At 62.2% G+C, this 22,879-nt stretch carries 20 protein-coding genes; 12 read left to right on the plus strand and 8 right to left on the minus strand.

Annotated elements, in window-relative coordinates; genetic code table 11:
• Positions 1–2 precede the first annotated feature (2 nt).
• Both Q7T45_RS25625 and Q7T45_RS25630 read right to left on the minus strand, forming a co-directional pair.
• Positions 3–431: a heme-binding protein gene (locus tag Q7T45_RS25625; protein ID WP_304874655.1), complete on the minus strand. Its 429-nt coding sequence runs from the start codon at positions 429–431 to the stop codon at positions 3–5.
• Entirely contained in the window at positions 424–3,414 is a 2,991-nt protein-coding gene (locus Q7T45_RS25630) for an FAD-binding and (Fe-S)-binding domain-containing protein (RefSeq protein ID WP_304874657.1), read from the minus strand. Before Q7T45_RS25630 ends, Q7T45_RS25625 begins: the two co-directional genes overlap by 8 nt.
• A gap of 118 nt (positions 3,415–3,532) precedes the next feature.
• Here Q7T45_RS25630 and Q7T45_RS25635 point away from each other — a divergent pair, with 118 nt between their 5' ends.
• The 6 genes from Q7T45_RS25635 (at position 3,533) to Q7T45_RS25660 (ending at position 10,206) form a co-directional block, all read left to right on the plus strand.
• Positions 3,533–4,525 carry a glycosyltransferase gene (locus Q7T45_RS25635; RefSeq protein WP_304874658.1) on the plus strand — a complete coding sequence of 331 codons (993 nt, stop codon included), beginning with the start codon at positions 3,533–3,535 and terminating at the stop codon, positions 4,523–4,525.
• A 194-nt stretch (positions 4,526–4,719) separates the two neighbouring features.
• Complete coding sequence (locus Q7T45_RS25640; protein ID WP_304874660.1) at positions 4,720–5,919, plus strand: alanine--glyoxylate aminotransferase family protein; 1,200 nt, start codon at positions 4,720–4,722, stop codon at positions 5,917–5,919.
• A gap of 126 nt (positions 5,920–6,045) precedes the next feature.
• A complete protein-coding gene (locus Q7T45_RS25645) occupies positions 6,046–6,843 on the plus strand; it encodes an enoyl-CoA hydratase/isomerase family protein (RefSeq protein WP_304874661.1) in 798 nt (265 codons plus the stop codon).
• A gap of 177 nt (positions 6,844–7,020) precedes the next feature.
• Positions 7,021–8,007 (plus strand): tripartite tricarboxylate transporter substrate binding protein, encoded by a 987-nt coding sequence (locus Q7T45_RS25650; RefSeq protein WP_304874662.1) that lies wholly within the window; start codon positions 7,021–7,023, stop codon positions 8,005–8,007.
• A gap of 101 nt (positions 8,008–8,108) precedes the next feature.
• Complete coding sequence (locus tag Q7T45_RS25655; RefSeq protein WP_304874664.1) at positions 8,109–8,651, plus strand: tripartite tricarboxylate transporter TctB family protein; 543 nt, start codon at positions 8,109–8,111, stop codon at positions 8,649–8,651.
• A 43-nt stretch (positions 8,652–8,694) separates the two neighbouring features.
• On the plus strand, positions 8,695–10,206 hold the full coding sequence (locus Q7T45_RS25660) for a tripartite tricarboxylate transporter permease (protein WP_304874666.1): 1,512 nt from the start codon (positions 8,695–8,697) through the stop codon (positions 10,204–10,206).
• A 3-nt stretch (positions 10,207–10,209) separates the two neighbouring features.
• Here Q7T45_RS25660 and Q7T45_RS25665 read toward each other — a convergent pair whose 3' ends face one another.
• Positions 10,210–11,403, minus strand: coding sequence for a CaiB/BaiF CoA-transferase family protein (locus Q7T45_RS25665; RefSeq protein ID WP_304874668.1), 1,194 nt, complete (start codon positions 11,401–11,403; stop codon positions 10,210–10,212).
• Between the two features lie 193 nt (positions 11,404–11,596).
• Here Q7T45_RS25665 and Q7T45_RS25670 point away from each other — a divergent pair, with 193 nt between their 5' ends.
• Complete coding sequence (locus Q7T45_RS25670) at positions 11,597–13,114, plus strand: hypothetical protein (protein ID WP_304874669.1); 1,518 nt, start codon at positions 11,597–11,599, stop codon at positions 13,112–13,114.
• Positions 13,115–13,117: 3 nt separating this feature from the next.
• On the opposite strand, the gene rfbA is transcribed toward Q7T45_RS25670, so the two are convergent.
• The gene (gene rfbA, locus Q7T45_RS25675) at positions 13,118–13,996 is read right to left on the minus strand and encodes a glucose-1-phosphate thymidylyltransferase RfbA (RefSeq protein ID WP_304874670.1); all 879 of its coding nucleotides are present in this window, start codon (positions 13,994–13,996) and stop codon (positions 13,118–13,120) included.
• A gap of 290 nt (positions 13,997–14,286) precedes the next feature.
• Here rfbA and Q7T45_RS25680 point away from each other — a divergent pair, with 290 nt between their 5' ends.
• Positions 14,287–15,315, plus strand: coding sequence for a hypothetical protein (locus tag Q7T45_RS25680; RefSeq protein ID WP_304874671.1), 1,029 nt, complete (start codon positions 14,287–14,289; stop codon positions 15,313–15,315).
• Here the strand turns inward: Q7T45_RS25680 and Q7T45_RS25685 are convergent.
• Positions 15,312–16,178, minus strand: a complete 867-nt coding sequence (locus tag Q7T45_RS25685; RefSeq protein ID WP_304874673.1) for a class I SAM-dependent methyltransferase — start codon at positions 16,176–16,178, stop codon at positions 15,312–15,314. The genes Q7T45_RS25680 and Q7T45_RS25685 overlap by 4 nt on opposite strands.
• 153 nt (positions 16,179–16,331) lie before the next feature.
• Between Q7T45_RS25685 and Q7T45_RS25690 the strand changes: the two genes are divergently transcribed.
• Together Q7T45_RS25690 and Q7T45_RS25695 are read left to right on the plus strand one after the other, a co-directional pair.
• On the plus strand, positions 16,332–17,432 hold the full coding sequence (locus tag Q7T45_RS25690) for a DegT/DnrJ/EryC1/StrS aminotransferase family protein (RefSeq protein WP_304874674.1): 1,101 nt from the start codon (positions 16,332–16,334) through the stop codon (positions 17,430–17,432).
• Positions 17,432–18,133 carry an NDP-hexose 2,3-dehydratase family protein gene (locus Q7T45_RS25695; protein ID WP_304874675.1) on the plus strand — a complete coding sequence of 234 codons (702 nt, stop codon included), beginning with the start codon at positions 17,432–17,434 and terminating at the stop codon, positions 18,131–18,133. The genes Q7T45_RS25690 and Q7T45_RS25695 overlap by 1 nt, the downstream gene beginning before the upstream one ends.
• Here Q7T45_RS25695 and Q7T45_RS25700 read toward each other — a convergent pair whose 3' ends face one another.
• The 3 genes from Q7T45_RS25700 to rfbB are packed head-to-tail and all read right to left on the minus strand — an operon-like array spanning position 18,134 to position 21,228.
• Positions 18,134–18,919, minus strand: coding sequence for a class I SAM-dependent methyltransferase (locus Q7T45_RS25700; protein ID WP_304874677.1), 786 nt, complete (start codon positions 18,917–18,919; stop codon positions 18,134–18,136).
• On the minus strand, positions 18,916–20,109 hold the full coding sequence (locus tag Q7T45_RS25705) for a glycosyltransferase (RefSeq protein WP_304874679.1): 1,194 nt from the start codon (positions 20,107–20,109) through the stop codon (positions 18,916–18,918). Before Q7T45_RS25705 ends, Q7T45_RS25700 begins: the two co-directional genes overlap by 4 nt.
• A 6-nt stretch (positions 20,110–20,115) precedes the next feature.
• Complete coding sequence (gene rfbB / locus Q7T45_RS25710) at positions 20,116–21,228, minus strand: dTDP-glucose 4,6-dehydratase (RefSeq protein ID WP_304874680.1); 1,113 nt, start codon at positions 21,226–21,228, stop codon at positions 20,116–20,118.
• 246 nt (positions 21,229–21,474) lie between these two features.
• Here rfbB and Q7T45_RS25715 point away from each other — a divergent pair, with 246 nt between their 5' ends.
• Entirely contained in the window at positions 21,475–21,897 is a 423-nt protein-coding gene (locus tag Q7T45_RS25715) for a hypothetical protein (RefSeq protein WP_304874682.1), read from the plus strand.
• A 47-nt stretch (positions 21,898–21,944) separates the two neighbouring features.
• Positions 21,945–22,847, plus strand: a complete 903-nt coding sequence (locus Q7T45_RS25720) for an O-antigen ligase family protein (protein WP_304874683.1) — start codon at positions 21,945–21,947, stop codon at positions 22,845–22,847.
• Positions 22,848–22,879: the final 32 nt, after the last annotated feature.

Raw genomic sequence — 22,879 nt, forward strand, 5'->3', positions numbered from 1 at the left:
AGCTATCCCGCATTGGCCTTCAGGCCGGCAGCCTCGATGCCCGCGACCGCGCAGATCTCGTCATTGTCCGAAGTGTCTCCACTGACACCGACCGCACCGAGCAGGACGCCGCCGTCCTGGATCAGCACGCCGCCGGGCACCGGAATCAACCGGCCCTGCGCCATTGTGTTCACGGCACTGACAAAATAGGCCTGCTCTTGCGCACGCTGGAACAGCGCCCTTGAACCCATGCCCATTGCCAATGCGCCGTAGGCCTTGCCATGGGCGATCTCGCTGCGCATCAGGCTGGTGCCATCCTGCGCCGCGGAGATTTTGACGCAACCGCGCGCATCGAGAACGGTGACCACGAGGGGTTTCAGTTTCTTCTCGACGCCCTTTGCGAGAGCGACGTCGAGAATCTTGCGGGCGACGTCGAGGGTCAGTTCAGCCATGGATCGGTTCCTTTGTGATCGGGGAGGGATAGGGGGTGGCGCCCGCGCTGTCGAGGCTCATCGCCAGCGCGCGGGCGACGTGAAGGGCGCCACGGCCGGCGCCGTCCTTGATCTGGTGCCGACACGAGGTGCCGTCGGCGATAATGAGCGTGGCCTCGTCCGCGCGCCTGATGGCGGGCAGCAGCGACAATTCGGCCATCTCCATCGAGGTGTTGTAGGTATCGGCGCCGTAGCCGAAGGCGCCGGCCATGCCGCAGCAACTGGATTCGATGGTCTCGACATTCAGGCCGGGGATCAGCCGGAGCACCTGCTCGACCGGCTTGAAGGCGCCGAATGATTTCTGGTGGCAGTGGCCATGCACCACGGCTTTCGCGGCAACAGGTCCGAGCGGCAGCGAAAGGCGGCCGGCCTCGGCCTCCCGCACCAGGAATTCCTCGAACAGCAGCGCATGCGCGCTGACGCTTTTGGCCGTCACGTCCGATCGCAGTGACAACAGCTCGTCGCGCAGCGTCAGCAGGCAGCTCGGCTCCAGCCCAATGATCGGCACGCCGCGCGCGGCGAACGGCGCATAGGTCTCGACCAGCCGATCGAGTTCGGCGCGGGCGTGATCGACGAGGCCGGCCGAGAGAAAGGTCCGTCCGCAGCACAGCGGCCGGCCTCGGTCCGCCGGCTTTGGAATATGGACGCGGTATCCGGCCTCGACCAGCACGCGCAACGCGGCGTCGAGGTTTTCGCGCTCATAGGCGCGATTGAACGTGTCGGCGAACAGCACGACCTCGCGGCCATCGGCCGGGCCGGTCGCCTCGACGTCCGATTTGAACACGTCGCGCCGCCACTCCGGCAGAGCGCGCTGCGCGCTGATCCCGGCGAATTTCTCGAACCATTTTCGCAGCAGCGGGCTGCGGTTGCGAAGATTGGCGAGTGGGGCGAAGCGCGAAGCCAGCGCCGCATAGCGCGGGAGATAGCCCACCAGCCGGTCCCGCAGCGACAGCCCGTGTTTTGCCGCCCGCGCCGCCAGCACCTCGATCTTCATCTTGGCCATGTCGACGCCGGTGGGGCATTCGTGGCGGCAGGCCTTGCAGGACACGCAGAGTTTCAGCGTGTCCATCATCTCGTCGGACGCCAGCGCATCCGACCCCAGCTGGCCTGATATCGCCAGCCGCAAGGTGTTGGCCCGGCCTCGCGTGACATCCTTCTCGTTTCGGGTGGCGCGATAGGACGGACACATCACGCCGCCTTCGAGCTTGCGGCAGGCGCCGTTGTTGTTGCACATCTCGACCGCGCCCTGAAAACCGCCGCCGGCACCGGGATAGGCGGACCAGTCGAGCGCGGTCTTCAACTCAGCGACGCGGTAGTCCGGCGGATAGCGGAACAGCGACCGGTCATCCATCCGGGGGGCATCGACGATCTTGCCGGGATTGAGCACATTGCCGGGATCGAAGCGCTGCTTGACCTCGCGGAAATCGGCGATGATTTGCGGGCCGAACATCGCCTCGTGAAATTCCGAGCGCACCAGACCATCGCCATGCTCGCCGGAATGCGAGCCTTTGTATTCCCGCACCATGGCAAAGGTTTCTTCGGCGATGGCGCGCATCGCCTTGACGTCCTTCTCCAGCTTCAGGTTGAGCACCGGGCGCACATGCAGGCAGCCCTCGGAGGCATGCGCATACATGGTGCCGCGGGTGCCGTGCCGGGCAAAGATCTCGTTGAGCCGCGCGGTATAGTCGGCCAGATGCGGCAGCGGCACCGCGCAGTCCTCGACGAACGAGACCGGCTTGCCCTCCTGCTTCATCGACATCATGACGTTGAGGCCGGCGGCGCGGAATTCGGCGATGCCTGTCTGCAAGCTCGGTTCGGTGATCTCGACCACGCCGCCCCATTTGCGTTGCGGCTGGTCCCAGCCAAAACCGAGATCGGCCATCAGCTCGCCGAGCTGCTTCAGTCGCCGGAGGTTTTCGGCCTGATCCTCCTCGGCGAATTCCACGATCAGCACGGCATCGGGATCGCCGCGCACGGCGGTGCCGATGATCGGCTGGAACATCGCGATCTCGCGTCCCAGCGCCAGCATGGTGCGATCGACCAGTTCGACCGCGATCGGGCGCAATTTCACCAGATGCTGGGCGGCATCCATCGCCTCGTAAAAGCTGCCGAAATGGCAGACGCCCAGGACCTTGTTGCGGATCACCGGCCACAGTTTCAGTTCGACCTTTGTGGTGAAGGCCAGCGTGCCTTCGGAGCCGATCAGCAGATGCGCCAGATTATTCGGCGCATTGCGCGGCACCAGCGCATCGAGATTGTAGCCGCCGACCCGGCGCTGCACTTTCGGGAATCTTTCGGCGATCTCGGCCGCCTCCCGGGCGCCGAGATCGAGCATGTCGCGGAATAGGGCAGGGCCGTTGTCGCCGGAATTCACCTCGCCGAAATGCAGCCGACTGCCGTCGGCAAGTGCTGCATCCATCGACAGCGTGTTGTCGCGCATGGTGCCGTAGCGCAGCGACCGGCCGCCGCAGGAATTGTTGCCGGCCATGCCGCCGATGGTGGCGCGCGAGGCGGTGGAGACATCGACCGGAAACCACAGCCCGTGCTTTTTGAGCTGCCGGTTGAGGTCGTCGAGCACGATGCCGGGCTCGACCACGCAGGAGCGGTTCTCGAGGTCGAGCGAGACGATGCGGTTGAGGTGTTTGGAGAAGTCGACCACGATGCCGTGGTTGACGGTCTGGCCGCATTGCGAGGTGCCGCCGCCGCGCGGCGTCACGATCCGGCCGTCATCGCGGGCGATTGCGAGCGTCCGCAGCGCCTCGTGCATGGTCTTGGGGATGACGACCCCGGCGGGCATGACCTGATAAAACGAGGCGTCGGTGGCATAGCGGCCGCAGTTGAACGGGTCGAAAAAGACGTCGCCCGTTATCTCGCGGCCCAGACGCGCGGCAAGGGCGCTGTTTTCAGCCGAATTCCCGGTCTTTTCGGCCCGTTCCGCCGCCATCGGTGCGCTCTCGTGTGATGCGCCATGTCTTGCATCCGGGTTTTGGCTTTGCAAGGAATACCTCAGTGTACGGGGTGCTTGACGGCCGATGGGGCCCTGTCCATAAATCGGGCGGATCATGGACCCAGGCAAGCAGATCGATCTCGGGGACATCAGCCAGAAATCCGGGCTCATTCCCGATCGCGTGGTGCGCACATTCTGGCATGGTCCGTTCTCGCCCTATGAAGCGCTGTGCCTGTCCAGTTTCGTGACCGCCGGGGTTGGCGTCGAACTGTTTTCGGAAGCGCCTGTGCCCGGCCTGCCTGATGGTGTGATCTGGCGCAATGCGCGGGAAATTCTCGACCAAGAGGTCGCCTTCTATCGGCACGAGTTCGACGGACCCAGCCCCGCCCTGCATGCCAACATTTTCCGCTACGCGCTTCTCGAAAAATTGGGAGGTTGGTGGATCGACACCGACGTGATGTTGACCGCCGCCCAACTGCCGGCGGTCACGACTTTCATCGCACAACAATCGGATCAGGAATTAGCGGTCGGCGCGATGCGCTTTCCGCCGCGCCATCCCTTGATGAAGGCGGCGCTGGAGCGAGCGGCGGCGGGCCTGGAGGACGCGCGCTGGGGCGAAACCGGCCCCAAACTGTTGACCGAATTGCAGCCGCTATTTGCGCCGGAGATGCTGATCGCGCCGCGCCAGAGCACTTATGAAATCGGCTCGGAGGAATTCCAGAAATTCTTTCTTCCGCAAGCCCGCGAAGAGATCGAAGCGCGCACCGGTAATTCCACCTTTGTTCATTTGTGGAACGAGATGTGGCGCAAGGCCGGGGTGCCGAAGAACATCGCTCCGCCAAATGGGAGCTGGCTCGACCGCATGTTCGAGCGTCATCAGGTCGCCGCGGTCTGGTCCGACCGGCTGGACGGAGCGTACATCGAGCGGTGGGCAAATTTGCGCCGCGACCGCGATCACGCCGGCCACTACAATCTCGTTCACGACCGGGAACTCAGACGTCTGCGCGCGGAAAGGGACGCGCGGTGGTTCGGGATGAGCCGAACTCTGGTGGATATGAGAGCCCGCGCGAAACGGCGCTTGCGCCGGCTATGGAGCGCCCGGAAATGACGAGGCTTTGTGTCGCGGGGGTGGTTGCGATTGTTTCGGCCGCCCGAGGCTGTTGGCAGCCAAACTCGGCGATGTTGCAATGCAATCGCGTGCAATTCCAAGGAGATAAAACGTTGACCTCTGCTCGGGACAAGCCCAAGGAATAGTGATATTCGGGCCGTGCGAAACCAAGGCAAGACTGGGAAGGACGCCACATGACCCTGCACACTGGTAGACATTTTCTCCAGATTCCAGGCCCGACCAACGTGCCCGACCGGGTGTTGCGGGCGATGGACATGCCCACCCTGGATCATCGCGGCCCCGAATTCGCCGAGCTGGGTCATGCCGTGCTGGCGGGCTGCCAGCGCGTGTTCCGGACCAAACAGCCGGTCATCATCTATCCGGCGTCGGGAACCGGCGCCTGGGAAGCGGCGATCGTCAATACCCTGTCGCCCGGCGACAAGGTGCTGATGGCCGAGACCGGCCAGTTCGCGGTGCTGTGGCGCGGCATTGCCGAGAAATTCAAGCTCGAGGTCGAATTCCTGCCCACCGACTGGCGGCACGGGGCCGACGTCGAGCAGATCGAGACCAGGCTGGCCGTCGACCGCGACCACAAGATCAAGGCCGTCTGCGTGGTGCACAACGAGACCTCGACCAGCTGCGTCACGCATCCGCTCGAGGTTCGCAAGGCGCTCAATCGCACCAATCACCCGGCGCTGCTGATGGTCGATACCATCTCGGGTCTGGCCTCGCTGGAATACGAACACGACGCCTGGGGCATCGATATCTCCGTCGGCGGGTCGCAGAAGGGCATGATGTTGCCGCCGGGCCTCAGCTTCAACGCGGTCTCGGAAAAGGCGCTGGCGGCCTCGAAGGCGAACAAGTCGCTGCGGTCCTACTGGGACTGGCATGAGATGATCGCGATCAACAAGCTGGGCACGTTTCCCTACACCCCGGCGACCAACCTTCTGTTTGCGCTGAAGGAAGCGATCGCGATGCTGGAGGAGGAAGGGCTCGACAACGTATGGGCCCGTCACATGCGCCACGGCGCGGCCACCCGCGCCGCCGTCAAGGCGTGGGGGCTGGAGCTGGTCTGCCTCGACCCGCACAGCTATTCGCCGGCGCTGACCGCGGTGATGGTCCCGGACGGACATGACGCCGACGCCTTCCGCAAGGTGGTGCTGGAAAACTTCGACATGTCGCTGGGCACCGGTCTCGGCAAGCTCAAGGGCAAGGCGTTCCGGATCGGCCATATCGGGCATTTCAACGATTTGATGCTGATGGGCACGCTGGCCGGCGTCGAGATGGGTCTCGATCTCGCCAAGGTGCCGCATCGCAGCGGCGGCGTGCTCGCCGCTATGGAAGTCCTGAAGGGACGCGACGTGGTGCCGATGTCGAAATCCGCGGTTGCCTGAAGGCGTCAAATTGCCTGCCGTCATTGCGAGCGAAGCGAAGCAATCCATGTCGCCCCGCAAAGAAAGATGGATTGCTTCGTCGCTTGCGCTTCTCGCAATGACGTCAAACAACAGAAAGAGCGTGCGATGAACGCCCCGGTAGCAGCCACCGAAGACCTGATCTATTCCGTCCAGGACGGCATTGCCCACCTGACCTTCAACCGCCCGCAGGCGCGCAACGCGCTGACTTTCGCGATGTACGAGCAGATGGCGACGATTTGCGAGACCGTGAACGGCGACCGATCGATCAAGGCGATGATCCTGACCGGGACAGGCGACAAGGCGTTCGCGTCCGGAACCGACATTTCGCAATTCCGCGCCTTCAAGACCGCGGAGGATGCGCTCGAATATGAGGAGCGGATCGACCGCGTGTTGGGCGCGCTGGAAAAAGTCCGGGTGCCGACCATTGCGGCGATCGCCGGCGCCTGCACCGGCGGCGGGGCGGGAATCGCCGCCTGCTGCGATATCCGGATCGGCACCGCTTCAACGCGGATCGGCTTTCCGATCGCGCGCACGCTCGGCAATTGCCTGTCGATGTCCAATATCAGCCGGGTCGTAGCACTCGTCGGGCCGGCGCGGACCAAGGACCTGATCTTTACGGCGCGGCTGATCGAGGCGCCCGAGGCGCTGGCGCTCGGTCTGCTCAACGAAGTGGTGCCTGACGTTGCGACGCTGCAGCGCCGCGCCGCTGAAACCGCCAGGCTGATTGCCGGCCACGCGCCGATCACGATGGAAACCGCCAAGGAAGCGGTGCTCCGCCTCCGCCGCACCTTGTCGCGCGAGGAGGGCCGGGACCTGATCCTGCGCGCCTATATGAGTGAGGATTTCCGCGAGGGCATGGATGCCTTCCTCAACAAGCGCACGCCGCAGTGGAAGGGCAAATAGCTCTTGGCAAGCGACTGGATGCGGCGGCGCCGTGAGGCGACGCCCCTTCCGTCGATGACTCATGCCAAAGCAGGACAGCCCGGACCTGCTTGAATTCGCCGTCGTAACCCCGCACAATGGTGTCTAACAGGCCATACTCGATGTAGCGGCCCGAACAACGACATAGGGATGAAACACGTGCGAAACACCATCAAAGCTACGGCCGCGCTGGCGGCCATGCTCGCGAGTGCGCCGGCCATCGCCGCCTGGGAGCCGACCAAGCCGGTTGAAATCGTGGTGGCGGCCGGAGCCGGCGGCGCCTCCGACCAGATGGCGCGGATGATGCAGGCCGCGATCCAGAAGAACAACCTGATGAAACAGCCGATGGTGGTTTCGCTCAAGGGCGGGGCCTCCGGCGCCGAAGCGCTGATGTACATGAAGTCCTCGGACGGCGACGCCAACAAGGTGCTGATCGCCTATTCCCTGATCTACATGTTGCCGCTGTCGGCCAAGATTCCGTTCAACTGGCGCGAGTTGACGCCGGTGTCGGTGGTGGCGATGGATCAGTTCGTGCTGTGGGACAATGCCGCCGGGCCGAAGACCGTGAAGGAATTCATTGCCGCCGCCAAGGCCGCCGCTTCGCCGTTCAAGATGGGCGGCACCGGCTCCAAGCGTGAGGACCATGTCCTCACCGTATTCATGGAACAGAAGACCGGGGCGAAATTCTCCTATCTGCCCTACAAGTCCGGCGGCGAGGCGGCGACGCAGCTGGTCGGCAATCACACCGAAGCCAACGTCAATAACCCAAGCGAAAATCTCGAGGTCTGGCGCGCCGGCCAGGTCCGCGCGCTCTGCGTATTCGACAAGGAACGGATCTCCTACAAGACCAAGGTGACCGAGACGCAGTCGTGGAACGATATCCCGACCTGCAAGGAAGAAGGGCTCGACGTGCAGTATCTGATGCTGCGCGCCATGTTCCTGCCGGGCAAGGTGACCGCCGAGCAGGTCGCGTTCTACGTCGACCTGTTCCAGAAGGTGACGCAGACCACCGAGTACAAGGAATACATGGAAAAGCAGGCGTTGAAGCCGGTCTTCCTCACCGGAAAGGACATGCTGAAATTCCTCGAGGAGGACGACAAGCTCAACGCGTCGCTGATGAACCAGGCGGGTTTCGTGGCGAAGTAACGCGCGGCACTGTCATGGCCTGCGACGGGGTCGGCGCGAAGCGCCGCCTCGGCGGTGGGTAACGGTTTTTGCAGTGCTCGACGAAAGACAGCGACCCCCCGATGTCCAATACCGAAATAGAAATTGTCGTCGAAGACCCGACCGCGCCGGAGGCCGACTCGCCTGTGGTGACCAGTGTTCGCGTCGTCGACGTGACGGTATCGTTGTTGCTGCTGGTGCTGGCGGCAGTCCTCGGTTTCGACAACTGGCGCACCGGCATCGCCTGGGATTCCACCGGCCCGCAGGCCGGCTACTTTCCGTTTTACCTGTCGATCATCCTCGCCGGCGCCAGCCTTTATGGCCTCGTCGCCGCCTTTCGGTCGCGCAAGGAGGCCAGGGAAACCTTCGTGACCCGCGCGCAGCTTCGTCGCGTCATGCAGGTGTTCGTGCCGACGCTGCTGTTTTGCCTGGCGGTGCAGTTTCTCGGACTCTATGTCGCGAGTTTCGGCCTGATTGCCGCCTTCATGCGACTGGTCGGACGGATCGCGCTGTGGAAATCGCTGCTGACGGCGTTCCTGTTCACCGCCATCATGTTCCTCACCTTCGACGTCGCATTCGACGTGATCATGCCGAAGGGGCCGCTCGAAAGAGCCATGGGTCGTTAGAAACTTGGGCCGCTAGGAAATTGGGCCGCTAGGAAAAATCGCCATGGAAGCTCTCGGCCTGCTCATGCACGGCTTCGCCGTCCTGCTGACGTGGAAGACGTTGACGCTGATGATGGTCGGCCTCGTGCTCGGCATTTTCGTCGGCGTGCTGCCGGGGCTCGGCGGGCCGAACGGCGTCGCGATCCTGCTGCCGCTGACCTTCACCATGGACCCGACCTCGGCGATTGTGATGCTGTCCTGCATCTACTGGGGCGCGCTGTTCGGCGGCGCCATCACCTCGATCCTGTTCAATATTCCGGGCGAGGCATGGTCGGTGGCGACCACCTTCGATGGCTATCCGATGGCGCAGCAGGGCAGGGCGGCGGAAGCGCTGACCGCGGCGTTCACGTCGTCCTTCATCGGCTCGCTGGCCGCGGTGCTGCTGATCACCTTCCTGGCGCCGATGATCTCGTCCTTCGCGCTGAAATTCGGGCCGCCGGAATTTTTCTCGGTCTATCTCCTGACCTTCTGCTCGTTCGTAGGCCTCGGCCGCGAGGCCAAGCACAAGACCGTCATCTCGATGTCGCTCGGCCTGCTGCTGGCCGGCATCGGCATGGATACGGTGTCCGGCCAGCTGCGCATGACCTTCGGTTCCAACGATCTGCTGCGGGGAGTCAATTTTCTGGTCGCCGTGATCGGCCTGTTCGGCATCAGCGAAATCCTGCTGACCATGGAGGAGCGGCTGGCGCTGCGGGGCCATGCCGCGGGCATCAGCCTGAAGGTGGTGCTGAAGGTCTGGAGAGAGCTGCCGAGGTACTGGGTGACGCTGCTGCGCTCCTCCTTCATCGGCTGCTGGCTTGGAATCACCCCGGGTGGCGCGATCGCCGCATCCTTCATGGGCTACAATCTGGCAAAACGGTTTTCCAAGGATCCCGAGAGTTTCGGCAAGGGCCGCATCGAGGGCGTGTTCGCACCGGAAACCGCCGCGCATGCTTCCGGCACTGCGGCGCTGCTGCCGATGCTGGCGCTCGGCATTCCCGGCTCCGGCACCGCGGCGATCCTGCTCGGCGGGCTGATGGTCTGGGGTCTCAACCCCGGTCCGCTGTTGTTCGTCGAGCACAAGGATTTCGTCTGGGGCCTGATCGCCTCGATGTATCTCGGCAACGTGGTCGGCCTCGTGCTGGTACTGACCACGGTGCCGATTTTTGCCTCCATCCTGCGGGTGCCGTTCGCCGCTGTTGCCCCCATGATCGTGGTGTCCTGCGCGATCGGCGCCTACGCGATCCAGAACGCGATGTTCGACATCTGGCTGATGCTCGGCTTCGGCGTCGTCGGCTATGTTTTCAAGAAGATCGGCATTCCGCTGGCGCCGTTCACCCTGGCGCTGGTGCTCGGCAACCGCGCCGAGGATGCGTTCCGGCTGTCGATGATCGGCGCCGGCGGCGACATGAAGGTGTTCTGGTCGAACGGCCTGGTCGGCTCGATCACCACGCTGGCGATCGTGCTGCTGTTCTGGCCTGTCATCGAAAGGGTGTTTGCCGGTGCAGGACGGCTGATGCGACCGGCGAAGGCTTGAACCTCACACCACCTTGGCTTGCCGCAGTTCCGCGATCTCGCTCGCGGCGAAGCCGAACTCGGCCAGCACCTCGTCGGTCTGCTCGCCGAATTCCGGCGGCCGCGCCGCCATCCTGCTGGGCGTGCGCGACAGCGTGACGGGCTGGCCGACCAGACGGATCTGGCGGTTCTCGGCATTGGGCACGTCCTGGGCGATGCCGAGATGCTTGACCTGGTCGTCCTCGAACATCTGGTCGATCGAATAGATCGGGCCGCAGGGCACGCCGGCGGCGTTCAGCTCGCTGACCCAGGTGTCGGTGGATTTCTTCTCGGTGAGTTTTCCGATCACCGCATTCAGCGCGTCGCGGTTCTTCGAGCGCGCCGGCGCGGTGGCATAGTCCGGATTGCTGAGAAGCTCGGGCGCGCCGATCGCCTGCGCGCAACGCTCCCAGATCCGCCCGCCCGTGGTGGCGATATTGATGTAGCCGTCGGAAGTCTTGAACACCCCGGTGGGAATGCTGGTCGGGTGGTTGTTGCCGGCCTGTTTTGCCACATCCTTTTCCATCAGCCAGCGCGCGGCCTGGAAATCCAGCATGAAGATCTGCGCCTGCAAGAGCGAGGTTTGCACCCACTGGCCCTCGCCGGACACCTCGCGCTCCAAAAGCGCGGTCAGGATGCCGGTGGCGCAGAACAGCCCGGCGGTAAGGTCCGCCACGGGAATGCCGACCCGCATCGGGCCTTCGCCCGGCGCGCCGGTGATCGACATCAGCCCGCCCATGCCCTGCGCGATCTGATCGAAGCCGGGACGCTTGTGATAGGGACCGTCCTGGCCGAAGCCGGAGATGCTGCCATAGACGAGGCGCGGATTGATCTTGCGCAGGCTCTCGTAATCGATCCCGAGCTTGGCCTTCACGTCGGGACGGAAGTTCTCGACCACCACGTCGGCCTTGGCCGCCAGCCGCTTGAACACCTCGAGGCCCCTGGCGTCCTTCAGGTTGAGGGTCATGGCCCGCTTGTTGCGGTGCAGGTTCTGGAAGTCGGAACCGCCGCGCGGGCCGCCCGGCTGCTCGCCGGCAGCGTCCTCCATCAGCGCATCGATCTTGATGACATTGGCGCCCCAGTCCGCCAGCTGCCGGACGCAGGTCGGCCCGGAGCGGACGCGGGTGAGATCGAGCACGGTGAAGCGGGACAGGGCCTGCGAGGCGCGGGGAGAGGGCATTCAGGGGTCTCCGGTGACAAGGGAAGTTTGGACGCGCCTGAGCCAGCAAGCGGTCCAGTCCTGCAGCCAGTGTGGTATAGGTGACCATCCCACTATCGACAATCCTCTGATTGGCTGTTAGCCGCTTGTGATCGCGAGGGATTTCGGCATTGATCGATACTCTGCCAAGGGGCGCTCCGCCGAGGGGGCGCCGATGACCGTCTTGACCCGGGCGCGGCGCCTGTTCGCGGGGTGGTCCGCCAATCTGTTCCAGATGATTTTGGGGGTGACCCAGCAGATCGCCCTCGTTCCGGTGTTCCTGCATTTTTGGACGAGCGAGGTTCTGGCCGCCTGGCTCGTCGTCTACGCGGTCGGCAATCTGGTTCTAATTGCCGACAGCGGCCTCCAGTTTCGCACCATCAACCGCTTTCTCGGGCTCAAGTCGAGCGTTGACTGCGACGGCCGGACGGCATGCTTCTACGCGGCGATGCTGCGGATCTATCTCGGGTTTACCGGATTTCTCGTCGTTCTCCTGTTGGGCTGCGCGCAGCTGCTTTCGCCCTCAGCGGTGCTGGGGTTTCGGGCCGTTTCCGGTTTTGACGCGGCCTTCCTCGTGATGGCCGGCGGCATGTTGCTGACCCTGCCGTCCGGCCTGGTGTCGGGCTTGTATCGTGCGCGCGGACTCTACGGTCGCGCGGGACGACTCCAGAACTGGGCGTTGCTGGTCGGGCAGATCGGCCAGCTGGTCGCGATCGCCGCCACGGGGAGTCTGCTGGCGGTCGCCATTGCGTTTGCAGCGCCGCAAGTGCTTGTCGCGATCTATCTTCTGATGTTCGATGCGCCCCGCCAATTTCCGTATCTGCGCGGGGTACGGGCGAAGCCATCATGGTTCTGGATTGCCGGCCAGTTTCGCAGGGCTGTTCCCTTCGCCGTGGCTGGCGCCACGGAGCTGGCATTGCTGAACCTTCCGGTTCTGATGGTCAGTGCAGTGGTATCAGATCGCGTCGCCGTGGCGCAGTGGGGCCTCACCCGGGTGGTTGCCGGGTTGCTGCGGGCGCTCTGCGTTGCGACCACGCTGCCGCTCGCCGCCGAGCTTGGCCACGATTATGCCGTCGGCCTGAAGGACCAGCTGCGGAGCCTCTATGCGCGAGGGTCGGTGTTCGTGACCCTGCAGGCGAGCATCGTGGTGTCCGGACTATTGCCGTTCTGGCCGGATTTCTTCGCGCTCTGGACCCACGGTGCCATTCCCTATGATTCGTTGCTCGCGACCACCTTGCTGATCGGCACCAGCGTCATTGCGCCGTCGATCCTGGCGCTGGTCTACGCCAACTACAGCAATCGCGGCGACCTTCTGGTGCGGACGAAGGGGCTCCAGCTCGCCGTCTTTCTACTGCTGTCGGCTCTGCTGATCCAGCCGATGGGTCCGCTTGGCGCCGCGATTGCGGTCGTCGCGAGCGACCTTCTCATTCAATTCGGGCTGCTGGGAATCATCATCATCAGGCAAACGCTGCAGCGGCCGCTTCAGCACGTCGCCTTTCTGGCTGCGATCATGATTCTCGTGACATCGGGAGGCTGGGCGCTAGGCGCGATGATCCGGTCGTGGGTGCCGGGAACCGGACTGGTTCGTTTTGCAGGCGAGTGCACGCTGTGGCTGATTGTCGTAGCCCTCGTTGCAAGCCCGTTGGCCCGGGCGAGTTGGCGCAACAGGTTGATCGCGGCAATCCCGCGTTAGCCGTTATGCCGAAAGACCGGCCTGGCGAATGAGATATTGCCCGTAAGCGGTGCCCTTCATCGGCTCGGCAAGCCGCAGCAGTTGCTGCGCATCGATAAACCCCTGGGCAAAGGCGATTTCCTCCGGACATGCGATTTTCAGGCCCTGGCGTTTCTCGACGATGTGGATGAATTGCGAAGCTTCGAGCAGCGATTCATGGGTGCCGGCGTCGAGCCATGCATATCCGCGGCCAAATCGTTCGACATGAAGTTCGCCGCGCTCGAGGTACCACTGATTCAGATCGGTGATCTCAAGCTCGCCACGCGCCGACGGCTTCATCTCGCGGACGACGTCGACCACCCGCTCGTCATAGAAATACAGGCCGGTAACGGCGTAGTTCGATTTCGGCGCCATCGGCTTTTCGACGATCCGCAACGGGTGATGCGCGGCGTCGAACTCGATTACCCCGTAACGCTCGGGGTCGTCGACCCAGCAGGCAAACACCGTTGCGCCGCGGGTTTGCTTCGCGCAATCGCGCAACAGCGCGCGCAAATTGTCGCCATAGAAAATGTTGTCGCCGAGGATCAGCGCCGACGGGTCGCCGGCGAGAAACTCCCTGCCGATCAGGAAGGCTTCCGCTATTCCGCCGGGATGATCCTGGATCGCATAGGACAGCTCGATCCCCCATTGCTTCCCGTCGCCGAGCAGGCGCTGGAATTGCGAGATTTCTTCCGGCGTGGTGATGATCAAGAGCTCGCGAATGCCCGCGAGCATCAGCGTGGTCAGCGAATAATAGATCAACGGCTTGTCGTAGATAGGCAATAACTGTTTCGACGTGGCCAGGGTGAGCGGATAGAGCCGCGTTCCCCGGCCCCCGGCCAAAACTATTCCCTTGCGCTTCATACGCCAAACTCTTCGCATTGCGATGGATTAAACTCAGGGCTGCCTCGTTAGCACGCGCGTTTGCGCATCTCAAAACGTTCATGTCAGATGCAGTCCGGTGATCACGGCCGGGCCGTTCGCCATCCGGCATTCGAAACTGTATTAATTTAGCAATATCAATGCGTTGCCTGGGGTGCTCGATCGCATTGCGAGTTCAGGGCTGGTGTTATACGAATTAGGCGTTGCGACGCTTTGGCCGCGCCGTTTCCGCCATCGCCCGGTGCGTTCCGCGACTTAACTGACAAGGCATCATGTCAAAGCGCGTCTATTGCACCTACTTCGATCACAACTACCTGTCGCGTGGACTTGCACTTTATCACTCGCTGCAGCGGCATGCGCCGGGCGCGCAGCTGTGGGTACTTTGCTTAAACGAGCAGTGTTACGGAACCCTAACAAAGCTCGCGCTGCCCAATCTGATCCTTCGGTCGCTCGCGCAGTTTGAAGCTGAAGATCGCGAGGTCGCGGCAACCCGATCGGCGCGCAGCCTAATCGAGTATTACTTCACCTGCTCACCGGCCTGGATGCGTTTCGTAATGTCGAACGAGCCCGAGGCCGAATGGGTAACCTATCTCGATGGCGATCTGTTCTTTTTCGAGTCACCAGAAGTGATCTACCGGGAATTGCAGGATGCCTCGGTCGCGATAATTCCGCATCGTTTTACGGCCAGGATGGCAAGGTTGCGAAAGTTCGGAACCTACAATGTCGGGTGGGTGGGAGCACGCAATGATCCTGACGGCATCTCCGTCATCATGTGGTGGCGGGAGAAATGCATCGAGTGGTGCCATGACTACGTCGATGGTGGTCGCTTTGCCGATCAGGGTTATCTCGACTCCTTCCCGGGGCTGTCTTCGCGGGTCAAAGTGATCGAAAATGTCGGCGCAAATCTCGCGCCCTGGAATGTCGGAAACTACCAGATCGACTTTCGCGACAACAGGGTGATGATCGACGCAATGCACCCGCTGATATTCTTTCACTTCCAGGGCGTGAAGAAGGGCTGGGGCTGGTTCATCTTCAACAGCCACCGTCGGTATCGCGCACCTTTCTCCGGCGACATGCGCCAACACATCTATCAGCCCTACATCGATGAATTGCTGCAAATCGAAAGCGCAGTCGATCCGGTCCTGCAGCTTTCCGGCGCCAAGCCCCACCGCCGCTCGGCCGTCGGCGACATCAAGCAGTTCTTGGCCGACAAGGTACGCAGCGTCGGCATCCGGCTGTTTCAGTTGCTGGATATCGCGACCGGGCGCGCGTTTCTTGTCTTTCGCGGCAAGGCGCACTAGGCGCCGAGACTGGGAACACCTGAAGTGGAGATGCCAATTCCGGCGCCCTTATACCAGTGGTTGGCCGGTTCCTCCGGAAGGAAGCTGAACCGGCGTCCATGGCGCATGGAGAATTCCGCAAGTTCGGACGTGACATGGGAATTATCGCCCAGCACGATCGCGCGGGGGGTGAGTTTGTTCTTGACCAGTTCGTATTCGGCTTGTTCGTAGCTGGCACTATGGTCGCTGTCATTGATGAACAGGTCGATCTTGTCCAGCGTTTCAAGAGATTTGAGAGAATCGCCGTACAGAACCTTGCCGAACTCTGCGTACGCGCCCTTGAGAAAATAGCCGGCGAGCGGGTTGATGTCCGTTCCGAAGTATCTTCCTGGATGGCCTTCGGAAGCGTTGCGCTTCAGTGCTGCACACAGCACAACTGCGCCCATGCCTTGATCGACGCCGGTTTCTACCACGACTTTGGGTTTGGTGGCGCGCACGACCGCATACCATACCATCCTTCTGCCGACGTGCGGTTCCAGGTCCGTGCGATACCGATCCGGATGTGTCGGCAGTAGGTCGGTTATGTGACTCCTGAAGTCCGCGTCATCCTGAATTTCGCTCAGGTATTCCCGGATGACGTCCGGACTCCGGTTCAAGATGCCCGATAGCCCCGCAATGAAGTTTATCTGACAGCGCTCCGTCAGCGCGTAAGTAAAATTGCTCTCCTCGTGAGACTTGAAAAGCCAGGTAATCCAGGCGCGAACCGTCGGCCAAATATAGTTCAACCAGGTGGAAATCGCTCGGTTTGGGAAATTCAGAATCGGAAATATCCGATGACCCGTCAGCCGCCTCTTTATGTGACGAAGGGTATCGCGAACGGTCATGAAGGTTTCCAGCAACTATGCTTCAATGGCCGCGCAGGGCCAGTATTGCAGGTTAGATTCTCAACATCGACACTGCCAACGAGGCTTGTTAATTCTATTGTTTGTTGATCTATACGTCTGCGAAGTCAAGTTCTGTGCAAAAACCGGTGACTGATGTTACCTCCATTTTGGGACTATCGACGCGAGTATGATGAATTGCGGGACGAGGTTCTCGCCGCGGTTGACCGGGTTTTCAAATCCGGCCAGCTCATTCTCGGGCCGGAAGGCGTCGCCTTCGAACGCGCGATGGCCGGCTATGTCGGGGTGAGCGGCGGAGTCGGGGTCAACAGCGGGACGGACGCGATCTATATCGCGCTGGCGGCGGCAGGGGTTACCGCGGGCGACGAGGTGATTACGGTACCGAACACCGCGGTGCCGACGGTCTCCGCGATTCAGATTCTCGGCGCCCGCCCGGTGTTGGTGGATATCAGGGACGAGGATTTCCTGATGGACGTCGCTCAAATCGAGGCCGCGATCACGCCGCGCACCAAAGCGATCATTCCGGTCCACCTGTACGGCCAATGTGTCGATCTCGATCCGCTGATGGCGATCGCAACGCGGCACGGGTTGAAGGTGATCGAAGATTGCGCACAGTCGCAGGGCGCCCTCTACAAGAACCGCAGGTGTGGCAGCATCGGGACCGCATCAACGTTTTCGTTCTATCCGACCAAGTTGCTCGGCGGCTATGGTGACGGTGGCATGGTGCTGAGCGACGATGAAGCGGTCGTTCGTCTGGCCCGTTCGTTGCGCTTTTACGGCATGGAGGAAACTTATTATGCCGAGCGACACGGCTACAATTCACGGCTCGACGAAGTTCACGCGGCGATTCTCGCGCTGAAGCTCCCCAGGGTTGATGGCTGGATCGGTCGCCGTCGTCACATTGCCAGTCAGTACAGGCGGGGATTCGAGGGCAGCGGACTGCGGCTGCCAACGGAAAACGCCTATGGCCGGCATGTGTATCATCTCTTCGTGGTGGAAACTCCCGGTGACCGCGACGCGACCTTGCAGCGCATCGATGCCCGCGGTCTGAAATGTGGCGTCCAGTACAGGTGGCCAATCCACCTGATGAGGGGTTACGAGGATCTGGGCTATCGGGCGGGGCAGTTCCCGGTCGCGGAGAAGAAAGCCCAACGGATTTTTTCGCTGCCGATTTATCCGCATTTGAAGGACGAGGAAGTGGACGAGGTCGTTGCAGTCGTAAGAGCGGCGATCTGATGGCCGGTCAGGAACATATCGGCTGGCTGCGCGAGCGCTTGCAGGCCTCATTGATTGTCGAGCCCCGGGATCCCTCGGAATTGCTGGAATGGCTCGAGGCGCGGCGCAAGGATGTGCCGTTTTCGGCCCATCTGATCCCGCTTCGGGATGTCGCCAACTGGCAGCAGGCCGACAATGGCAATATCACCAGCGCGACGGGTCAGTTTTTTCGGATCGAGGGCGTCAGGGTCAAGAGCGCGCCGGGATTACGCGAGATATCCGGCTGGGACCAACCGATCTTCACGCAGTCGGAAGGCGGCGTTCTGGCTCTGCTTTGCCGCGAGACGCCCGACAAGGGCGTCGAGTTCTTGCTTCAAGCCAAGGCCGATCCGGGCAATATCGGCTATCTGCAATTTTGCCCGACGATCCAGAGCACCTGGGAAAATCTTCGCGGCCTGAAGGGCGCCCGGCGCGCGCCATTCGCGGAATGCCTCGACGCTTCAGAAGACATCCGCGTAGTCTACAGATCGAAACACAACGAGGAGGGAAGCCGGTTCTGGCAGAAATCCAATGAGAACATGATCTTGTTTGTCGAGGATTCGGCCCGGCTTGAGATCAACCAGTCGAGCTATCGATGGGCAAGCCTGTCCCAGATCAAGGCGATGACATTGCTCGATAACGTCATCGGGCCCTATGTGCGGACGGTGATTGCCCCGCTCTGATCAGAGAGCGAACAGGTAGGTCACGGTGCCTGAGCGATGCCCGGTGACAGCGGATACGTCGTAGGCGATGCCGGGCCACTCCTGCAAGAGCTGCAACCCCGCGCTCTGGCAAAGCGAGATCAATTCCTGCCTGCCGAAGACGACCTCGACGACCGGTGCACCGTACGCGTACTTTCTCAAATAGGTGGTCCGGTAATCATCGAACACCGGCACGCTGTGGAAAACGCAGTAACGCGCCGCGACGCGCGCGGCTTCGCGGATAGCTGCTTGATAGTCGATGATGTGCATCAGCGACACCCCATTAAAGACGATGTCGAACGCGCCGTCCGGATAGGGCAGCCTTGTCGCATCGGCGACTTCGAACGATGCCGAGGGGTAGCGGGCGCGGGCGCGTTCGATCATGGCATCGGAATAGTCGACGCCGGTGTAATCGACGCCGTCCCGGAGCAGGGTCGAGAACACCTCGGAATAATAGCCGCTGCCGCAGCCGACATCGAGCAGCCGCGGATGCGGGATGCCGGTCGCCGTAATCGCTTCCGCCGCGACCTGGAAATCGCGCCGCGGATCGCCGCGCTTCATCGCGGCGATCAGGCTGTCATAGGCGCGCTCCTGCCGGGCGACCGTGCGCGCGGCCAGCCATCCGCCGGACGATGCTGCGGCCCTTCTCGCTTCCTCCACGCCTGCCAGCACCCGATAGTCGGTCGAGAACAGGATTTGACGTCGCAGGATCGGCGTCGCCTTGATGATACGGCCGCCAATCTTTCTGATGATACGGGGAAGCTTCATGGCCGCGCTCGCGCTTGTTCGGCGAATCCGAGGATCTCCTGGGTACGATGACGAAAAGTATGCTGCGCCATCGTCCGGGCCTGGCCGGCGCGCGCGATATCGGTGCGGCTCTGCTCATTGCGTAGTGCGCGGTCGATGCCGTCAAGGCAGTCGTCGATTCCGTGCCACACGGCGACATCGCGATCGGGCTCAAATAGCGTATGGAGATTGTCCTTGAAGTCGGTCAACAGAAAAGTCCCGGCGCCGGTCGCCTCGAACAACCGCATGTTGCCGGCTTTCTGGCCGGTGAAATCGATATGCGAGTTGAGGGTGATGCGGGAGCGCCTCAGGACCTGGTACATGTCCGCGCCCCAGACTTCGCCCTGAAAGCAGCGATGCAGCGGCGAGGCGTCCGGAAGCGCGTGCGGGCGGCTGCCAAACAGTTTGAGATCGTATCGTCTCGCGACCGCCTCCAGCAATGCGATGCGCAGCCGGTGATCGGCCGATACGGTGCCGACGAAGGAAACGTCGATATCCGCCGCGGGCGCTGTTGGCAAGGCGTCGAGGACGGCGGGTTCGAAGGCCAGGTGATTGACTTCGGCCCGAACCCCAAGGCTTCGAAAGTAATTCACGTTGGCGGCCATCTGCGACATCATCAGATCGTAGACGCTCCAGTCCTCGCCGCGGGATGGCTCGATGCCGATCTGGCCGATCAGGATCGGGCGACCGATGCCCTTGATGCGGCGCACGAGGCCGGCGTTCACATGGAAAGTGTCCTGGTTGATGATCAGGTCCGGCCGGAACTCCTCGATCTGGGCGAGCAGGATATTCTCGGCCTCGGTGTCGAGCGACGGGCTCAGCCCGACCTTTCGGGCCAGCGGCCGCAGTAGCGGCTTGAACGGCGTGACGGCGCGTTGCAGCCATCCGGGTAGCGCTCGCGGCGCGGCTGCGCCTGGCGGCGGCGCCGGTTCGACCGTCATGCCGTGCTCGCGCGCCCAGGCCGACTGCAGCCACGGATTGTTGACGTGGATTTCCGCCGCGGGATGCCCTGACGCCGCAAAATTCCTGGAATAGAAATCAGCGACGCCGAACAGGCTGGCATTCCGCGCGGCCATCTGCGCGTCATAGGAAGTGTTTTCGAGCCCGGGCTGGCGGCGATAGAGCCAAGCCAGAAAGCGCGGATAGTCCGCGTTGAGGACGAGGATGCGCATGACTGTCTAGACCGCGATCCTGAAGCCGTAATTCTTGTCGATCCAGTCCTTGTAGGCGCCGCTGGTCATCTCGCGCCACCAGTCTTCGTGGTCGAGATACCACTGGACGGTCTGGCCGAGGCCGGCATCGAAGTCGATGCTGCATCGGTAGCCGAGTTCGCCGGCCAGTTTCCTGGCGTCGATGGCATAACGGTGGTCGTGGCCGGGCCGGTCCGTCACAAAGTTGATCAGCGCGCGGCAGGAATTCCCCGATGCCGCGGGGCATGCCGGAAATCGCGACGCCAGATTGGCATCGGCGGCGAAGGCGCGGTCGAGCGTGTCGCAGATCAGGCCGACGACGTCCCTGTTGTTGCGCTCGTTACCGCCGCCGACGTTGTAGGTTTCTCCGACGCGACCCCGCTCGATGACGGCCATCAGCGCCGCGCAATGATCGGATACGTGCAGCCAGTCGCGGACGTTGGAGCCGTCGCCGTAGATCGGCAGCGACTGGCCCTCCAGCGCATGAATGATCATCAGCGGGATGAGCTTTTCCGGATGCTGATAGGAGCCGTAATTGTTCGAGCAGTTGGTGATCAGCGCCGGCAGGCGATAGGTCTCGACATAGGCGCGCACGAGGTGGTCGCTTGCCGCCTTGCTGGCAGCGTAAGGCGAATTGGGGCGGTACGGCGACGCTTCCGAAAACGCCGGGTCGGTCAATTGAAGCGAGCCATAGACCTCGTCGGTCGATACATGGAGAAAGCGGCTCTGGTCGAGCGTTCCGGCCGAACGCCAGGCGTCGAGCGCGGCCCTGAGCAGTGTAAAGGTTCCGAGCACGTTGGTTTGCAGGAACGCTTCGGGATCGGCGATGGAACGGTCGACATGCGATTCCGCCGCAAGATGGGCGACGTGCGTGAACTCGTGTTCCTCGAACAGCCGCCGCATCAGTGCCGCATCCTTGATATCGCCCTTGACGAACAGAATGCTTCGATCGGCGATCAGCGGCTCGAGGCTTCGGACATTGGCGGCGTAAGTCATCGCGTCGACCACGACCAGCCGATCGATCGGCTGCCCGGCGCGCCATGCGTGGACCAGGTTCTGGCCGATGAAGCCCGCGCCGCCGGTGATCAGAACGCTTCGCATCGGAACCTCTGGGTTGCCCTGCACCGGAATATGGTTCCTGGAGGGGGTAAGTCGCTGCCGTCTGCCCTGATATCGACGGCATCGGGAGGGCAAAACGTATCGTTTAGTCGTTTAGCGTCGGCGGCGAAGCTCGTTATATTCCGTGCTTCGGTCGTCGTCACCCATTGTTATTTCCTGCCGGGCATTGTCGCTTGTCTGGTAAATAAGGGGCCTCGTGCGAGTCGACCGGGGTTGGAGTCAAGTATCATGTCTTTGCCGTTGGGCAAGCCTGCATCCGCGATGCCGAATGTCATGTCGTCCAACGTCCTGCGCCAGGTCGTGTTCGGTGCGGCTTTTGCCATTTTGATTGCGCCGAATTCCGTCCTGGTTCTCGGATTTGGCATGACAGGAAGTCCGGGCAACAGTCTGGTTACCGGTGCCGTCCTGATGCTTGCCACGATAGCGGTAGGCTTGCTGTGTTTCCGGCGCGACATCGTCTTGCTGCCCGCCGATTATCTCTTCCTCGCGCTCGCGCTCGTGCTCTGCATCGCGTCATCGTCCGTGATCAACGGATGGACGACGAACGCAAAAGAGTACCAGCTGCTTGCGCTTTCGCTGGCCGCCTATCCGGCCTGCCGCTTGATATCGGGGGCAGATATGCTTGCAGGACGCTTCTCGTTACTTGGGTAGTCGGCATTGTCGCGCTGCTGGGCACGATCGCGACGGGGAATGCGCTCTTGCGGCAGTGGAATAGTGCAGACTGGAGACCGCTCGTTTTCGGATTCGACGCGGCAGGAACCTATTTTCTGGGAACGCTGAGCATTTTCGTCATAGCGCTTGTCACTACCGGCGAGCTGACGACGCGACGTACCGTTCTCATATCCGCGCTGATTTTTCTGCCGATGATCGTCTTTACGGCGTCGCTGGTGCGCTTCACATTCATTGCTCTCGCCGGCGCTTTGTGCATGGCAACCATTTTGAGCGAAGCCAGACAGCGCAGACACGTCGTCGCCATTGCGCTCGTGATCCTCGTTGCAATCGCTGCCGGCTTGTTTTCCCGGTCCGACAAGGCCAAACAATCTCTGGTTCTTGCAGTAGAGCGACCGACAGCGATTGAGTTGCCGTCTGGCAATACGGGGCTGGCTGACAAGGCAGGATCGTCCGGCAGCCTGGAATCGTCCGGCTCTGTCGCACCGGGGAAGGCGCCGAGCTGCAATCTGAAGGTGAGTCCTCTGAATTCCATCTTGATCAGAAAAGTGCTCATACAGGATGCAGTTTTTCTGATCCCAGGATCGGGGTGGATTGGAACCGGGCTCGACACCTTCATGGAGTTCTCCTGCATCAAGGGGACCCAGGCTCACAACTCCATTCTCCAGGCAGCGGTCGAGTTTGGCTGGCTGGGCGGGTCGCTGCTTTTTCTTATCATAGCGGTGGCGGTTGGTTCGATACTGCCGCTGGCCAGATATGACAATGCGTCAAGGTTCGTGCTGTGCAGCCTCGCCTATGTGGTCCTCATAAGCCTGGCGCATGGACGTCTCAGCCGGGACGGGGTTCTGTTCGCATTCCTGGGTGCCGCCGTCGGTTTGAGGGAGACCTTCCGCGCCCAGCCTGCGACGGCGATATCACCGGCGTCTGCGTGAGATTCGCCCGACGCCGCGTGGCGGGATCATGC

This window comes from Bradyrhizobium sp. (genome assembly GCF_030646015.1).
Taxonomy (GTDB): Bacteria; Pseudomonadota; Alphaproteobacteria; order Rhizobiales; family Xanthobacteraceae; genus Bradyrhizobium.

What these genes read in the sequence shown, in the direction of transcription:
- Q7T45_RS25655 (WP_304874664.1), top strand. Translation starts at nt 8,109, where the DNA reads ATGTCCAATACCGAAATAGAAATTGTCGTCGAAGACCCGACCGCGCCG.
- Q7T45_RS25700 (WP_304874677.1), bottom strand. Translation starts at nt 18,919, where the DNA reads ATGAAGCTTCCCCGTATCATCAGAAAGATTGGCGGCCGTATCATCAAG.
- Q7T45_RS25670 (WP_304874669.1), top strand. Translation starts at nt 11,597, where the DNA reads ATGACCGTCTTGACCCGGGCGCGGCGCCTGTTCGCGGGGTGGTCCGCC.
- rfbB (WP_304874680.1), bottom strand. Translation starts at nt 21,228, where the DNA reads ATGCGAAGCGTTCTGATCACCGGCGGCGCGGGCTTCATCGGCCAGAAC.
- Q7T45_RS25660 (WP_304874666.1), top strand. Translation starts at nt 8,695, where the DNA reads ATGGAAGCTCTCGGCCTGCTCATGCACGGCTTCGCCGTCCTGCTGACG.
- rfbA (WP_304874670.1), bottom strand. Translation starts at nt 13,996, where the DNA reads ATGAAGCGCAAGGGAATAGTTTTGGCCGGGGGCCGGGGAACGCGGCTC.
- Q7T45_RS25665 (WP_304874668.1), bottom strand. Translation starts at nt 11,403, where the DNA reads ATGCCCTCTCCCCGCGCCTCGCAGGCCCTGTCCCGCTTCACCGTGCTC.
- Q7T45_RS25635 (WP_304874658.1), top strand. Translation starts at nt 3,533, where the DNA reads ATGGACCCAGGCAAGCAGATCGATCTCGGGGACATCAGCCAGAAATCC.
- Q7T45_RS25630 (WP_304874657.1), bottom strand. Translation starts at nt 3,414, where the DNA reads ATGGCGGCGGAACGGGCCGAAAAGACCGGGAATTCGGCTGAAAACAGC.
- Q7T45_RS25715 (WP_304874682.1), top strand. Translation starts at nt 21,475, where the DNA reads ATGTCTTTGCCGTTGGGCAAGCCTGCATCCGCGATGCCGAATGTCATG.
- Q7T45_RS25645 (WP_304874661.1), top strand. Translation starts at nt 6,046, where the DNA reads ATGAACGCCCCGGTAGCAGCCACCGAAGACCTGATCTATTCCGTCCAG.
- Q7T45_RS25695 (WP_304874675.1), top strand. Translation starts at nt 17,432, where the DNA reads ATGGCCGGTCAGGAACATATCGGCTGGCTGCGCGAGCGCTTGCAGGCC.
- Q7T45_RS25640 (WP_304874660.1), top strand. Translation starts at nt 4,720, where the DNA reads ATGACCCTGCACACTGGTAGACATTTTCTCCAGATTCCAGGCCCGACC.
- Q7T45_RS25625 (WP_304874655.1), bottom strand. Translation starts at nt 431, where the DNA reads ATGGCTGAACTGACCCTCGACGTCGCCCGCAAGATTCTCGACGTCGCT.
- Q7T45_RS25685 (WP_304874673.1), bottom strand. Translation starts at nt 16,178, where the DNA reads ATGACCGTTCGCGATACCCTTCGTCACATAAAGAGGCGGCTGACGGGT.
- Q7T45_RS25690 (WP_304874674.1), top strand. Translation starts at nt 16,332, where the DNA reads ATGTTACCTCCATTTTGGGACTATCGACGCGAGTATGATGAATTGCGG.
- Q7T45_RS25705 (WP_304874679.1), bottom strand. Translation starts at nt 20,109, where the DNA reads ATGCGCATCCTCGTCCTCAACGCGGACTATCCGCGCTTTCTGGCTTGG.
- Q7T45_RS25680 (WP_304874671.1), top strand. Translation starts at nt 14,287, where the DNA reads ATGTCAAAGCGCGTCTATTGCACCTACTTCGATCACAACTACCTGTCG.